Genomic DNA, 17,403 nt, shown 5'->3' on the forward strand with positions numbered 1-17,403 from the left:
GGTATGTCGTTCAAGTCCTTGCTAAGTGAAGGTTTTGATTGCATACCGGTCCATTTATTTTGACGAGTACTGCTCTCTAATAAAAATATTGATCATTTTATATACACGCGCTGCGCTTCATGGCTGCTTAGTCATGAGTTACTAACCAACAAGCTGGCACGTTTTGATCTGATTTAAAATTTAAAAAGGCCAACTCGAGAAGTTGGCCTTTTTGTTTTAAAACCGTTGAAGGTGTTTAATCAGTCAATAAATTTTTATTATTGAGCAGCGTTTGAATAATCGCTTGGTCACTACCCGCAGCCGTAAGATCAACACCTTGTAAGATAATCGTTTGATCTTCTTTGCTAGCGTCATAAGCGCCATTCACAAACTCACCCGCTGTACTGATATGGATAACGGTGCTGGTGCCTGATTTTTCAAAATGCAAGTGATTGAGCAGGTTGCCGATGTCATTTGGGTTGTTTGCATCATGATTTTCACCTTGCAGTAAGTCACGCAGATCGAGTTTGTCACCCTCGGTCGTGCTGAAATCTTTCACAACATCGGTGGCATTTGCAACCACTTTGGTCGATGCAGTTATACCGAAGTCAGTTGCGTTATACCCACTACCTGACAGATTACTGATTGCGGTGGCTCCTCGGTTCTGTGCCTGATCACCTGGCAGCCACATAAAGACATCGACTCCTGCATCGCCGCGTAGAACATCATTGCCTGAGCCTCCTCTTAGCGTGTCATTGCCTAGACCACCACGTAGTACGTCGTTGCCTGAGCCTCCATCTAGGTAGTCATCTTCATCGTGGCCATAGATTAAATCAACGCCACTTTGGCCAAAGACTGCATCATTCCCAGTGCCTGCATTGATCACGTCGGCTTTTGGATTACTTACGCCAACCGCAGCGGATAGCAGCTGTGTCGTTGGATCGACCAATTGCGATGTGCTCAGTGTGATCATTTTGTGGGTCATAATTTCACTGAGTGAATAGCCCGCTGAATCGCTATCGCCACCATAAATGACATCATTACCCCTACCGGTTTCAACATAGTCATTACCGCCACCCGCATCAATGACTTGTGCACTCCCTTTGGTGTCTACCAAGTGAGAGCCAAAACCTAAAGGCGTTGTACTTCCAGAATTAATGCCAATTGCGGTTGATTGAAGCTGCAGGTAATAAGTTTTGTCATCCGAATACGTTGATTCGCCCCACTCAATGCCGATTTGGTCATTTAGCTCTGAGCCGTAAATCATGACTTGATCACTAGTGCCATTGATCGTGATATTTAATGTCGCGGTTGATGTCCCTGTGCCATCGCTTAGAGTGTAAGTAAATTTCTCTAACAATTGCTGACCATTCACTAAGCCATTTACACGAGCATTGCTGTTGTCCAACGTGTAGCTGTAGGTACCGTCTGCTTTGATTAGCAGTGTGCCAAACTCACCTTGTACCGTAGTTCCAGCTGCAGTCACGGTGGTACTGCCGTTCACTTTAGAAACGGTGAGCGCCATTGAATCTGGATTCTGATCATTAGTCAGTACATTGCCAGAAATTGGGTTTGGTGTTGAGTCCTCTTTGATGGTGTTGCCATCATCAATTGCGACTGCTGCATCGTATGAATTGAGCACATTCACGCTCAGCTTAACTTTCGAGCTGGCACTATCATTGTTGCTGCCTTCGGTACTGGTCGCATTCACAAAGATATCGTACTGACCATTAAAGTTAAGTGGTGGTTTGATTGATAAATTGGCAAGGTTCCATCCTTGCAGGTTCAGTGCGTCATTGCCCACTGGCACGGTATAGTTATTGGTGCCATCAGTGACAATACTGCCTGCTTTTAAACCTGATAAGGAGATTGCAGTAATTGATTCTGAACCGTCTTTATCGACTAGATTGACGCTCAGACCACTTAGTTTAATAAAGCTATCTTCTTGTCCGCTTAGCCCTACTGGATAGATTCCACCATCACCCACAGGAATCAATGGACCGTGTACTCCGCCTGCTTTTTCTAGTTCAGTCAAAGAGCTATATAGATTGAAATTAGTTGCATTGAAGTCGATTGCAGGAGCGCCATTCACAGAGACATTCAGGTCAAAGTTACCGACACCACTTGCATTGAACATCACAAATTCATAGCTGAAATAGCCTGAAGTTGTTGGTTTGTATGGCGTTGCCGAGAAATTGCCGTAATTATCATATGGGCTATTCAATACTGCCGTTCCACCAATCTTCATGAGAACGGTATCGTCGCGACTACCTGAGAAGGTGTAGGTTTTCCCTGCCTCAAGATAAATCAGACCGGTGATTCGGTAGCCTGAATCGGTGGTGACAGATGCTTTGTCTGGTGCGGTTTGAATGGTTGTTGACGTTGCCGTGCTGGATTCCATCGCAGACTCGATATTCGATGTATCACGCGCAGTGGTCGTGTTCATGCCATCGTTTGCATTCGGAGCAAAGTACTGAACAGTCAGACCGTTTCCTTTCGGAATGGTTGATGACGAGCCGCCATCAACCAAGGTCACACCACCAATTGAGATGGTTGGTGCATCCGCTTTTGCGGCAATATCAATATTCATCGTTGCAGAAGTGCTATCTGAATTGCCGTCGAATACCGTGTACTTAAATTGCGCATAATCGGGTTTTTGATTACCCACACCTGTGGACGTGAAGTTGTTGTCACCAGATTCATGTAAATCAGGAACAAAACGTAGTTTGCCAAGATCGATGTCCGCCTTGGTAACCAGTTTGTTCATGGCAACATCTTCCCAAGTCGTGCCATTCAGGTACTGCAATTTGCCGTCACTCGGTAAAGTTGCAATTCGAATTGATAGACTGTTGTCTGCAGTGTCTACATCTGTAGCATTAAATTGCGTCCAAGTTAAAGTCAGTGGCGTATCTTCAGTGCCAGTCACCGAGCCCCCGTGGATGTTGGTGACGCATCGTTATCCAAAATCGTGCCAATTGCGGTCACGCCACCAATGGTCAATGGCACGGTTTCAGCGTTCTCAATGATCGTGTCATCCACGGTCGGCAAGGTCACAGCGAATGAAGTGACGCCAGCGGGTACGGTGATTTGACCGGTGACTGGATTGAACGTCACGCCATTGCTGAACGTTGGCGTGCCGTAGTCCGCTGTAGAGGCATTGCCTGCCGCCGTACCGCCCAAGCTAAAGGCATAGGTGGTTGGGTTCGGGCTGGCACCGCTCAAGGTCACGTTGTAAACCAGTGCATTGCCTTCAACCACACTGTCGCCTGCTGGGCCAACGGCACCTGGTTCGATGGTGGTGATGGTTTGGCTATCGTTGTCGGTGATCGTACCGGTGGCGGTCACGCCACCAATGGTCAATGGTACGGTTTCAGCGTTCTCAATGATCGTGTCATCCACGGTCGGCAAGGTCACAGCGAATGAAGTGACGCCAGCGGGTACGGTGATTTGACCGGTGACTGGATTGAACGTCACGCCATTGCTGAACGTTGGCGTGCCGTAGTCCGCTGTAGAGGCATTGCCTGCCGCCGTACCGCCCAAGCTAAAGGCATAGGTGGTTGGGTTCGGGCTGGCACCGCTCAAGGTCACGTTGTAAACCAGTGCATTGCCTTCAACCACACTGTCGCCTGCTGGGCCAACGGCACCTGGTTCGATGGTGGTGATGGTTTGGCTATCGTTGTCGGTGATCGTACCGGTGGCGGTCACGCCACCAATGGTCAATGGTACGGTTTCAGCGTTCTCAATGATCGTGTCATCCACGGTCGGCAAGGTCACAGCGAATGAAGTGACGCCAGCGGGTACGGTGATTTGACCGGTGACTGGATTGAACGTCACGCCATTGCTGAACGTTGGCGTGCCGTAGTCCGCTGTAGAGGCATTGCCTGCCGCCGTACCGCCCAAGCTAAAGGCATAGGTGGTTGGGTTCGGGCTGGCACCGCTCAAGGTCACGTTGTAAACCAGTGCATTGCCTTCAACCACACTGTCGCCTGCTGGGCCAACGGCACCTGGTTCGATGGTGGTGATGGTTTGGCTATCGTTGTCGGTGATCGTACCGGTGGCGGTCACGCCACCAATGGTCAATGGTACGGTTTCAGCGTTCTCAATGATCGTGTCATCCACGGTCGGCAAGGTCACAGCGAATGAAGTGACGCCAGCGGGTACGGTGATTTGACCGGTGACTGGATTGAACGTCACGCCATTGCTGAACGTTGGCGTGCCGTAGTCCGCTGTAGAGGCATTGCCTGCCGCCGTACCGCCCAAGCTAAAGGCATAGGTGGTTGGGTTCGGGCTGGCACCGCTCAAGGTCACGTTGTAAACCAGTGCATTGCCTTCAACCACACTGTCGCCTGCTGGGCCAACGGCACCTGGTTCGATGGTGGTGATGGTTTGGCTATCGTTGTCGGTGATCGTACCGGTGGCGGTCACGCCACCAATGGTCAATGGTACGGTTTCAGCGTTCTCAATGATCGTGTCATCCACGGTCGGCAAGGTCACAGCGAATGAAGTGACGCCAGCGGGTACGGTGATTTGACCGGTGACTGGATTGAACGTCACGCCATTGCTGAACGTTGGCGTGCCGTAGTCCGCTGTAGAGGCATTGCCTGCCGCCGTACCGCCCAAGCTAAAGGCATAGGTGGTTGGGTTCGGGCTGGCACCGCTCAAGGTCACGTTGTAAACCAGTGCATTGCCTTCAACCACACTGTCGCCTGCTGGGCCAACGGCACCTGGTTCGATGGTGGTGATGGTTTGGCTATCGTTGTCGGTGATCGTACCGGTGGCGGTCACGCCACCAATGGTCAATGGTACGGTTTCAGCGTTCTCAATGATCGTGTCATCCACGGTCGGCAAGGTCACAGCGAATGAAGTGACGCCAGCGGGTACGGTGATTTGACCGGTGACTGGATTGAACGTCACGCCATTGCTGAACGTTGGCGTGCCGTAGTCCGCTGTAGAGGCATTGCCTGCCGCCGTACCGCCCAAGCTAAAGGCATAGGTGGTTGGGTTCGGGCTGGCACCGCTCAAGGTCACGTTGTAAACCAGTGCATTGCCTTCAACCACACTGTCGCCTGCTGGGCCAACGGCACCTGGTTCGATGGTGGTGATGGTTTGGCTATCGTTGTCGGTGATCGTGCCGGTGGCGGTCACGCCACCAATGGTCAATGGCACGGTTTCAGCGTTCTCAATGATCGTGTCATCCACGGTCGGCAAGGTCACAGCGAATGAAGTGACGCCAGCGGGTACGGTGATTTGACCGGTGACTGGATTGAACGTCACGCCATTGCTGAACGTTGGCGTGCCGTAGTCCGCTGTAGAGGCATTGCCTGCCGCCGTACCGCCCAAGCTAAAGGCATAGGTGGTTGGGTTCGGGCTGGCACCGCTCAAGGTCACGTTGTAAACCAGTGCATTGCCTTCAACCACACTGTCGCCTGCTGGGCCAACGGCACCTGGTTCGATGGTGGTGATGGTTTGGCTATCGTTGTCGGTGATCGTACCGGTGGCGGTCACGCCACCAATGGTCAATGGTACGGTTTCAGCGTTCTCAATGATCGTGTCATCCACGGTCGGCAAGGTCACAGCGAATGAAGTGACGCCAGCGGGTACGGTGATTTGACCGGTGACTGGATTGAACGTCACGCCATTGCTGAACGTTGGCGTGCCGTAGTCCGCTGTAGAGGCATTGCCTGCCGCCGTACCGCCCAAGCTAAAGGCATAGGTGGTTGGGTTCGGGCTGGCACCGCTCAAGGTCACGTTGTAAACCAGTGCATTGCCTTCAACCACACTGTCGCCTGCTGGGCCAACGGCACCTGGTTCGATGGTGGTGATGGTTTGGCTATCGTTGTCGGTGATCGTACCGGTGGCGGTCACGCCACCAATGGTCAATGGTACGGTTTCAGCGTTCTCAATGATCGTGTCATCCACGGTCGGCAAGGTCACAGCGAATGAAGTGACGCCAGCGGGTACGGTGATTTGACCGGTGACTGGATTGAACGTCACGCCATTGCTGAACGTTGGCGTGCCGTAGTCCGCTGTAGAGGCATTGCCTGCCGCCGTACCGCCCAAGCTAAAGGCATAGGTGGTTGGGTTCGGGCTGGCACCGCTCAAGGTCACGTTGTAAACCAGTGCATTGCCTTCAACCACACTGTCGCCTGCTGGGCCAACGGCACCTGGTTCGATGGTGGTGATGGTTTGGCTATCGTTGTCGGTGATCGTACCGGTGGCGGTCACGCCACCAATGGTCAATGGTACGGTTTCAGCGTTCTCAATGATCGTGTCATCCACGGTCGGCAAGGTCACAGCGAATGAAGTGACGCCAGCGGGTACGGTGATTTGACCGGTGACTGGATTGAACGTCACGCCATTGCTGAACGTTGGCGTGCCGTAGTCCGCTGTAGAGGCATTGCCTGCCGCCGTACCGCCCAAGCTAAAGGCATAGGTGGTTGGGTTCGGGCTGGCACCGCTCAAGGTCACGTTGTAAACCAGTGCATTGCCTTCAACCACACTGTCGCCTGCTGGGCCAACGGCACCTGGTTCGATGGTGGTGATGGTTTGGCTATCGTTGTCGGTGATCGTACCGGTGGCGGTCACGCCACCAATGGTCAATGGTACGGTTTCAGCGTTCTCAATGATCGTGTCATCCACGGTCGGCAAGGTCACAGCGAATGAAGTGACGCCAGCGGGTACGGTGATTTGACCGGTGACTGGATTGAACGTCACGCCATTGCTGAACGTTGGCGTGCCGTAGTCCGCTGTAGAGGCATTGCCTGCCGCCGTACCGCCCAAGCTAAAGGCATAGGTGGTTGGGTTCGGGCTGGCACCGCTCAAGGTCACGTTGTAAACCAGTGCATTGCCTTCAACCACACTGTCGCCTGCTGGGCCAACGGCACCTGGTTCGATGGTGGTGATGGTTTGGCTATCGTTGTCGGTGATCGTACCGGTGGCGGTCACGCCACCAATGGTCAATGGCACGGTTTCAGCGTTCTCAATGATCGTGTCATCCACGGTCGGCAAGGTCACAGCGAATGAAGTGACGCCAGCGGGTACGGTGATTTGACCGGTGACTGGATTGAACGTCACGCCATTGCTGAACGTTGGCGTGCCGTAGTCCGCTGTAGAGGCATTGCCTGCCGCCGTACCGCCCAAGCTAAAGGCATAGGTGGTTGGGTTCGGGCTGGCACCGCTCAAGGTCACGTTGTAAACCAGTGCATTGCCTTCAACCACACTGTCGCCTGCTGGGCCAACGGCACCTGGTTCGATGGTGGTGATGGTTTGGCTATCGTTGTCGGTGATCGTACCGGTGGCGGTCACGCCACCAATGGTCAATGGTACGGTTTCAGCGTTCTCAATGATCGTGTCATCCACGGTCGGCAAGGTCACAGCGAATGAAGTGACGCCAGCGGGTACGGTGATTTGACCGGTGACTGGATTGAACGTCACGCCATTGCTGAACGTTGGCGTGCCGTAGTCCGCTGTAGAGGCATTGCCTGCCGCCGTACCGCCCAAGCTAAAGGCATAGGTGGTTGGGTTCGGGCTGGCACCGCTCAAGGTCACGTTGTAAACCAGTGCATTGCCTTCAACCACACTGTCGCCTGCTGGGCCAACGGCACCTGGTTCGATGGTGGTGATGGTTTGGCTATCGTTGTCGGTGATCGTACCGGTGGCGGTCACGCCACCAATGGTCAATGGTACGGTTTCAGCGTTCTCAATGATCGTGTCATCCACGGTCGGCAAGGTCACAGCGAATGAAGTGACGCCAGCGGGTACGGTGATTTGACCGGTGACTGGATTGAACGTCACGCCATTGCTGAACGTTGGCGTGCCGTAGTCCGCTGTAGAGGCATTGCCTGCCGCCGTACCGCCCAAGCTAAAGGCATAGGTGGTTGGGTTCGGGCTGGCACCGCTCAAGGTCACGTTGTAAACCAGTGCATTGCCTTCAACCACACTGTCGCCTGCTGGGCCAACGGCACCTGGTTCGATGGTGGTGATGGTTTGGCTATCGTTGTCGGTGATCGTACCGGTGGCGGTCACGCCACCAATGGTCAATGGTACGGTTTCAGCGTTCTCAATGATCGTGTCATCCACGGTCGGCAAGGTCACAGCGAATGAAGTGACGCCAGCGGGTACGGTGATTTGACCGGTGACTGGATTGAACGTCACGCCATTGCTGAACGTTGGCGTGCCGTAGTCCGCTGTAGAGGCATTGCCTGCCGCCGTACCGCCCAAGCTAAAGGCATAGGTGGTTGGGTTCGGGCTGGCACCGCTCAAGGTCACGTTGTAAACCAGTGCATTGCCTTCAACCACACTGTCGCCTGCTGGGCCAACGGCACCTGGTTCGATGGTGGTGATGGTTTGGCTATCGTTGTCGGTGATCGTACCGGTGGCGGTCACGCCACCAATGGTCAATGGTACGGTTTCAGCGTTCTCAATGATCGTGTCATCCACGGTCGGCAAGGTCACAGCGAATGAAGTGACGCCAGCGGGTACGGTGATTTGACCGGTGACTGGATTGAACGTCACGCCATTGCTGAACGTTGGCGTGCCGTAGTCCGCTGTAGAGGCATTGCCTGCCGCCGTACCGCCCAAGCTAAAGGCATAGGTGGTTGGGTTCGGGCTGGCACCGCTCAAGGTCACGTTGTAAACCAGTGCATTGCCTTCAACCACACTGTCGCCTGCTGGGCCAACGGCACCTGGTTCGATGGTGGTGATGGTTTGGCTATCGTTGTCGGTGATCGTACCGGTGGCGGTCACGCCACCAATGGTCAATGGTACGGTTTCAGCGTTCTCAATGATCGTGTCATCCACGGTCGGCAAGGTCACAGCGAATGAAGTGACGCCAGCGGGTACGGTGATTTGACCGGTGACTGGATTGAACGTCACGCCATTGCTGAACGTTGGCGTGCCGTAGTCCGCTGTAGAGGCATTGCCTGCCGCCGTACCGCCCAAGCTAAAGGCATAGGTGGTTGGGTTCGGGCTGGCACCGCTCAAGGTCACGTTGTAAACCAGTGCATTGCCTTCAACCACACTGTCGCCTGCTGGGCCAACGGCACCTGGTTCGATGGTGGTGATGGTTTGGCTATCGTTGTCGGTGATCGTACCGGTGGCGGTCACGCCACCAATGGTCAATGGTACGGTTTCAGCGTTCTCAATGATCGTGTCATCCACGGTCGGCAAGGTCACAGCGAATGAAGTGACGCCAGCGGGTACGGTGATTTGACCGGTGACTGGATTGAACGTCACGCCATTGCTGAACGTTGGCGTGCCGTAGTCCGCTGTAGAGGCATTGCCTGCCGCCGTACCGCCCAAGCTAAAGGCATAGGTGGTTGGGTTCGGGCTGGCACCGCTCAAGGTCACGTTGTAAACCAGTGCATTGCCTTCAACCACACTGTCGCCTGCTGGGCCAACGGCACCTGGTTCGATGGTGGTGATGGTTTGGCTATCGTTGTCGGTGATCGTACCGGTGGCGGTCACGCCACCAATGGTCAATGGTACGGTTTCAGCGTTCTCAATGATCGTGTCATCCACGGTCGGCAAGGTCACAGCGAATGAAGTGACGCCAGCGGGTACGGTGATTTGACCGGTGACTGGATTGAACGTCACGCCATTGCTGAACGTTGGCGTGCCGTAGTCCGCTGTAGAGGCATTGCCTGCCGCCGTACCGCCCAAGCTAAAGGCATAGGTGGTTGGGTTCGGGCTGGCACCGCTCAAGGTCACGTTGTAAACCAGTGCATTGCCTTCAACCACACTGTCGCCTGCTGGGCCAACGGCACCTGGTTCGATGGTGGTGATGGTTTGGCTATCGTTGTCGGTGATCGTACCGGTGGCGGTCACGCCACCAATGGTCAATGGTACGGTTTCAGCGTTCTCAATGATCGTGTCATCCACGGTCGGCAAGGTCACAGCGAATGAAGTGACGCCAGCGGGTACGGTGATTTGACCGGTGACTGGATTGAACGTCACGCCATTGCTGAACGTTGGCGTGCCGTAGTCCGCTGTAGAGGCATTGCCTGCCGCCGTACCGCCCAAGCTAAAGGCATAGGTGGTTGGGTTCGGGCTGGCACCGCTCAAGGTCACGTTGTAAACCAGTGCATTGCCTTCAACCACACTGTCGCCTGCTGGGCCAACGGCACCTGGTTCGATGGTGGTGATGGTTTGGCTATCGTTGTCGGTGATCGTACCGGTGGCGGTCACGCCACCAATGGTCAATGGCACGGTTTCAGCGTTCTCAATGATCGTGTCATCCACGGTCGGCAAGGTCACAGCGAATGAAGTGACGCCAGCGGGTACGGTGATTTGACCGGTGACTGGATTGAACGTCACGCCATTGCTGAACGTTGGCGTGCCGTAGTCCGCTGTAGAGGCATTGCCTGCCGCCGTACCGCCCAAGCTAAAGGCATAGGTGGTTGGGTTCGGGCTGGCACCGCTCAAGGTCACGTTGTAAACCAGTGCATTGCCTTCAACCACACTGTCGCCTGCTGGGCCAACGGCACCTGGTTCGATGGTGGTGATGGTTTGGCTATCGTTGTCGGTGATCGTACCGGTGGCGGTCACGCCACCAATGGTCAATGGTACGGTTTCAGCGTTCTCAATGATCGTGTCATCCACGGTCGGCAAGGTCACAGCGAATGAAGTGACGCCAGCGGGTACGGTGATTTGACCGGTGACTGGATTGAACGTCACGCCATTGCTGAACGTTGGCGTGCCGTAGTCCGCTGTAGAGGCATTGCCTGCCGCCGTACCGCCCAAGCTAAAGGCATAGGTGGTTGGGTTCGGGCTGGCACCGCTCAAGGTCACGTTGTAAACCAGTGCATTGCCTTCAACCACACTGTCGCCTGCTGGGCCAACGGCACCTGGTTCGATGGTGGTGATGGTTTGGCTATCGTTGTCGGTGATCGTACCGGTGGCGGTCACGCCACCAATGGTCAATGGTACGGTTTCAGCGTTCTCAATGATCGTGTCATCCACGGTCGGCAAGGTCACAGCGAATGAAGTGACGCCAGCGGGTACGGTGATTTGACCGGTGACTGGATTGAACGTCACGCCATTGCTGAACGTTGGCGTGCCGTAGTCCGCTGTAGAGGCATTGCCTGCCGCCGTACCGCCCAAGCTAAAGGCATAGGTGGTTGGGTTCGGGCTGGCACCGCTCAAGGTCACGTTGTAAACCAGTGCATTGCCTTCAACCACACTGTCGCCTGCTGGGCCAACGGCACCTGGTTCGATGGTGGTGATGGTTTGGCTATCGTTGTCGGTGATCGTACCGGTGGCGGTCACGCCACCAATGGTCAATGGTACGGTTTCAGCGTTCTCAATGATCGTGTCATCCACGGTCGGCAAGGTCACAGCGAATGAAGTGACGCCAGCGGGTACGGTGATTTGACCGGTGACTGGATTGAACGTCACGCCATTGCTGAACGTTGGCGTGCCGTAGTCCGCTGTAGAGGCATTGCCTGCCGCCGTACCGCCCAAGCTAAAGGCATAGGTGGTTGGGTTCGGGCTGGCACCGCTCAAGGTCACGTTGTAAACCAGTGCATTGCCTTCAACCACACTGTCGCCTGCTGGGCCAACGGCACCTGGTTCGATGGTGGTGATGGTTTGGCTATCGTTGTCGGTGATCGTACCGGTGGCGGTCACGCCACCAATGGTCAATGGCACGGTTTCAGCGTTCTCAATGATCGTGTCATCCACGGTCGGCAAGGTCACAGCGAATGAAGTGACGCCAGCGGGTACGGTGATTTGACCGGTGACTGGATTGAACGTCACGCCATTGCTGAACGTTGGCGTGCCGTAGTCCGCTGTAGAGGCATTGCCTGCCGCCGTACCGCCCAAGCTAAAGGCATAGGTGGTTGGGTTCGGGCTGGCACCGCTCAAGGTCACGTTGTAAACCAGTGCATTGCCTTCAACCACACTGTCGCCTGCTGGGCCAACGGCACCTGGTTCGATGGTGGTGATGGTTTGGCTATCGTTGTCGGTGATCGTACCGGTGGCGGTCACGCCACCAATGGTCAATGGCACGGTTTCAGCGTTCTCAATGATCGTGTCATCCACGGTCGGCAAGGTCACAGCGAATGAAGTGACGCCAGCGGGTACGGTGATTTGACCGGTGACTGGATTGAACGTCACGCCATTGCTGAACGTTGGCGTGCCGTAGTCCGCTGTAGAGGCATTGCCTGCCGCCGTACCGCCCAAGCTAAAGGCATAGGTGGTTGGGTTCGGGCTGGCACCGCTCAAGGTCACGTTGTAAACCAGTGCATTGCCTTCAACCACACTGTCGCCTGCTGGGCCAACGGCACCTGGTTCGATGGTGGTGATGGTTTGGCTATCGTTGTCGGTGATCGTACCGGTGGCGGTCACGCCACCAATGGTCAATGGTACGGTTTCAGCGTTCTCAATGATCGTGTCATCCACGGTCGGCAAGGTCACAGCGAATGAAGTGACGCCAGCGGGTACGGTGATTTGACCGGTGACTGGATTGAACGTCACGCCATTGCTGAACGTTGGCGTGCCGTAGTCCGCTGTAGAGGCATTGCCTGCCGCCGTACCGCCCAAGCTAAAGGCATAGGTGGTTGGGTTCGGGCTGGCACCGCTCAAGGTCACGTTGTAAACCAGTGCATTGCCTTCAACCACACTGTCGCCTGCTGGGCCAACGGCACCTGGTTCGATGGTGGTGATGGTTTGGCTATCGTTGTCGGTGATCGTACCGGTGGCGGTCACGCCACCAATGGTCAATGGTACGGTTTCAGCGTTCTCAATGATCGTGTCATCCACGGTCGGCAAGGTCACAGCGAATGAAGTGACGCCAGCGGGTACGGTGATTTGACCGGTGACTGGATTGAACGTCACGCCATTGCTGAACGTTGGCGTGCCGTAGTCCGCTGTAGAGGCATTGCCTGCCGCCGTACCGCCCAAGCTAAAGGCATAGGTGGTTGGGTTCGGGCTGGCACCGCTCAAGGTCACGTTGTAAACCAGTGCATTGCCTTCAACCACACTGTCGCCTGCTGGGCCAACGGCACCTGGTTCGATGGTGGTGATGGTTTGGCTATCGTTGTCGGTGATCGTACCGGTGGCGGTCACGCCACCAATGGTCAATGGTACGGTTTCAGCGTTCTCAATGATCGTGTCATCCACGGTCGGCAAGGTCACAGCGAATGAAGTGACGCCAGCGGGTACGGTGATTTGACCGGTGACTGGATTGAACGTCACGCCATTGCTGAACGTTGGCGTGCCGTAGTCCGCTGTAGAGGCATTGCCTGCCGCCGTACCGCCCAAGCTAAAGGCATAGGTGGTTGGGTTCGGGCTGGCACCGCTCAAGGTCACGTTGTAAACCAGTGCATTGCCTTCAACCACACTGTCGCCTGCTGGGCCAACGGCACCTGGTTCGATGGTGGTGATGGTTTGGCTATCGTTGTCGGTGATCGTACCGGTGGCGGTCACGCCACCAATGGTCAATGGCACGGTTTCAGCGTTCTCAATGATCGTGTCATCCACGGTCGGCAAGGTCACAGCGAATGAAGTGACGCCAGCGGGTACGGTGATTTGACCGGTGACTGGATTGAACGTCACGCCATTGCTGAACGTTGGCGTGCCGTAGTCCGCTGTAGAGGCATTGCCTGCCGCCGTACCGCCCAAGCTAAAGGCATAGGTGGTTGGGTTCGGGCTGGCACCGCTCAAGGTCACGTTGTAAACCAGTGCATTGCCTTCAACCACACTGTCGCCTGCTGGGCCAACGGCACCTGGTTCGATGGTGGTGATGGTTTGGCTATCGTTGTCGGTGATCGTACCGGTGGCGGTCACGCCACCAATGGTCAATGGTACGGTTTCAGCGTTCTCAATGATCGTGTCATCCACGGTCGGCAAGGTCACAGCGAATGAAGTGACGCCAGCGGGTACGGTGATTTGACCGGTGACTGGATTGAACGTCACGCCATTGCTGAACGTTGGCGTGCCGTAGTCCGCTGTAGAGGCATTGCCTGCCGCCGTACCGCCCAAGCTAAAGGCATAGGTGGTTGGGTTCGGGCTGGCACCGCTCAAGGTCACGTTGTAAACCAGTGCATTGCCTTCAACCACACTGTCGCCTGCTGGGCCAACGGCACCTGGTTCGATGGTGGTGATGGTTTGGCTATCGTTGTCGGTGATCGTACCGGTGGCGGTCACGCCACCAATGGTCAATGGTACGGTTTCAGCGTTCTCAATGATCGTGTCATCCACGGTCGGCAAGGTCACAGCGAATGAAGTGACGCCAGCGGGTACGGTGATTTGACCGGTGACTGGATTGAACGTCACGCCATTGCTGAACGTTGGCGTGCCGTAGTCCGCTGTAGAGGCATTGCCTGCCGCCGTACCGCCCAAGCTAAAGGCATAGGTGGTTGGGTTCGGGCTGGCACCGCTCAAGGTCACGTTGTAAACCAGTGCATTGCCTTCAACCACACTGTCGCCTGCTGGGCCAACGGCACCTGGTTCGATGGTGGTGATGGTTTGGCTATCGTTGTCGGTGATCGTACCGGTGGCGGTCACGCCACCAATGGTCAATGGCACGGTTTCAGCGTTCTCAATGATCGTGTCATCCACGGTCGGCAAGGTCACTGCGAATGAAGTGACGCCAGCGGGTACGGTGATTTGACCGGTGACTGGATTGAACGTCACGCCATTGCTGAACGTTGGCGTGCCGTAGTCCGCTGTAGAGGCATTGCCTGCCGCCGTACCGCCCAAGCTAAAGGCATAGGTGGTTGGGTTCGGGCTGGCACCGCTCAAGGTCACGTTGTAAACCAGTGCATTGCCTTCAACCACACTGTCGCCTGCTGGACCAACGGCACCTGGTTCGATGGTGGTGATGGTTTGGCTATCGTTGTCGGTGATCGTGCCGGTGGCGGTCACGCCACCAATGGTCAATGGCACGGTTTCAGCGTTCTCAATGATCGTGTCATCCACGGTCGGCAAGGTCACAGCGAATGAAGTGACGCCAGCGGGTACGGTGATTTGACCGGTGACTGGATTGAACGTCACGCCATTGCTGAACGTTGGCGTGCCGTAGTCCGCTGTAGAGGCATTGCCTGCCGCCGTACCGCCCAAGCTAAAGGCATAGGTGGTTGGGTTCGGGCTGGCACCGCTCAAGGTCACGTTGTAAACCAGTGCATTGCCTTCAACCACACTGTCGCCTGCTGGGCCAACGGCACCTGGTTCGATGGTGGTGATGGTTTGGCTATCGTTGTCGGTGATCGTACCGGTGGCGGTCACGCCACCAATGGTCAATGGTACGGTTTCAGCGTTCTCAATGATCGTGTCATCCACGGTCGGCAAGGTCACAGCGAATGAAGTGACGCCAGCGGGTACGGTGATTTGACCGGTGACTGGATTGAACGTCACGCCATTGCTGAACGTTGGCGTGCCGTAGTCCGCTGTAGAGGCATTGCCTGCCGCCGTACCGCCCAAGCTAAAGGCATAGGTGGTTGGGTTCGGGCTGGCACCGCTCAAGGTCACGTTGTAAACCAGTGCATTGCCTTCAACCACACTGTCGCCTGCTGGGCCAACGGCACCTGGTTCGATGGTGGTGATGGTTTGGCTATCGTTGTCGGTGATCGTACCGGTGGCGGTCACGCCACCAATGGTCAATGGTACGGTTTCAGCGTTCTCAATGATCGTGTCATCCACGGTCGGCAAGGTCACAGCGAATGAAGTGACGCCAGCGGGTACGGTGATTTGACCGGTGACTGGATTGAACGTCACGCCATTGCTGAACGTTGGCGTGCCGTAGTCCGCTGTAGAGGCATTGCCTGCCGCCGTACCGCCCAAGCTAAAGGCATAGGTGGTTGGGTTCGGGCTGGCACCGCTCAAGGTCACGTTGTAAACCAGTGCATTGCCTTCAACCACACTGTCGCCTGCTGGGCCAACGGCACCTGGTTCGATGGTGGTGATGGTTTGGCTATCGTTGTCGGTGATCGTACCGGTGGCGGTCACGCCACCAATGGTCAATGGTACGGTTTCAGCGTTCTCAATGATCGTGTCATCCACGGTCGGCAAGGTCACAGCGAATGAAGTGACGCCAGCGGGTACGGTGATTTGACCGGTGACTGGATTGAACGTCACGCCATTGCTGAACGTTGGCGTGCCGTAGTCGGCTGCAGAGGCGGAACCCCCACCTAAGCTAAACGCATAGCTTTCAGATTTTGGGCTGGCACTAGTGAGCGTAACGTTGAAGACCAAGTTATTACCTTCAACGACGCTATCGTCTTGGGGACCTGGTTGCCCAACTTCGATTTTTGCAATTGGTGGCGTTGCGACATCGCCTACGTTGACGGTCAGTTGCGCAATGTCTGTGCCGCCTTTGCCATCGCTAATCGTGTAATTGATAACAACGGGGCCTAGTACATTGGTGGCTGGTGTGAAGTTGAGGGAGCCATCGGCATTGATGGTTACACTGCCTTTACTTGGATCAGTCAATTCCGCTTTAGTAACGATCAGGGTATCGCCGTCAACGTCTTTGTCGTTAATGAGTACCTTGATATTCTCTACTGGGGTATTGATTAAAGTGCTTGCGATATCGTCTTGTGCATCGGGTGCATCATTGACTGGTGTTACGGCGATATCTACCGTTAGTGTATCGGTTCCACCTTTGCCGTCCGATACGGTAACTTGGAAACTATCTGGCCCGTTGTAGTCTTTATTCGGTGTGTAAGTCCAGCTACCGTCGGTTTGTACTGTAACTGTGCCATTGCTTGGGTCAGTTACTTTGTTGAAAACCAGCGCATCGCCATCAGAATCTGTCGCCTTGAGTTGACCGCTGATTGGCGTGTCTTCTGGGGTGGCTAGTGTTTGGCTTTGGCCTAGTGGTGAATTGTTAGCGTCCACAAAGTTAGGAGCTTGATTTTCAGCATCTGCAATGATGATAGGTGTGGATGCATTGTTGAGTTCTGGCAATGGTTCAAATTCTGTTTGTGTGGTGCCAAAATCAAAACTTAATGGATCAACGTTTTCTGCTATTCGCATCAGGCGAACAAAGCCGTTGCCTTCATCAGTGCCCGCGCCCGCGTTGAGGCCTGCTGCGGTGGCTTCTAATTCTTCGGAAAGGTCTTTGCCTTGATTGAGCGCGTTGATAATTTGGTCGGCGCTGTCGCTATTACTGACAATAGCGGCTTCGGTGCTGTCGGTTGGGCTCGTCGCGAGTAAGTCGCCGTCGATTAAGAGGGAGCGATCTGCACCCAATTCAATAATTTGGCCGTTTGGCAGTAGGATGGTGAGGTGGCCTGTGGCACCGGTGGCAATAATCTGACCTTCGAGTAGGGTGTCGCCGGCTTTGATGGGCTGTAACTGACCTCGTGCGTCTTTAACAAAGGCTTCACCTGCTAGTACAACGATTTGTTGTTTAGCAGCTGCGTTTGTTGCCGGAATGATTTGCTCAGCCATGACCTTACCCCAAGAATTAGAATTTTCTAATGT

The 17,403-nt window shown here is 55.0% G+C and carries 2 protein-coding genes; both read right to left on the reverse strand.

Annotated features, from left to right (window positions below; all coding sequences use genetic code 11):
* Nucleotides 1-235 precede the first annotated feature (235 nt).
* Nucleotides 236-2,905, reverse strand: coding sequence for a type I secretion C-terminal target domain-containing protein (locus tag K4H28_RS16130; protein ID WP_221006151.1), 2,670 nt, complete (start codon nucleotides 2,903-2,905; stop codon nucleotides 236-238).
* Nucleotides 2,902-17,370, reverse strand: a complete 14,469-nt coding sequence (locus tag K4H28_RS16135) for a retention module-containing protein (protein ID WP_221006152.1) — start codon at nucleotides 17,368-17,370, stop codon at nucleotides 2,902-2,904. The genes K4H28_RS16130 and K4H28_RS16135 overlap by 4 nt, the downstream gene beginning before the upstream one ends.
* Nucleotides 17,371-17,403 lie beyond the last annotated feature (33 nt).

It is taken from the genome of Deefgea tanakiae, from assembly GCF_019665765.1.
Classification (GTDB): domain Bacteria; phylum Pseudomonadota; class Gammaproteobacteria; order Burkholderiales; family Chitinibacteraceae; genus Deefgea; species Deefgea tanakiae.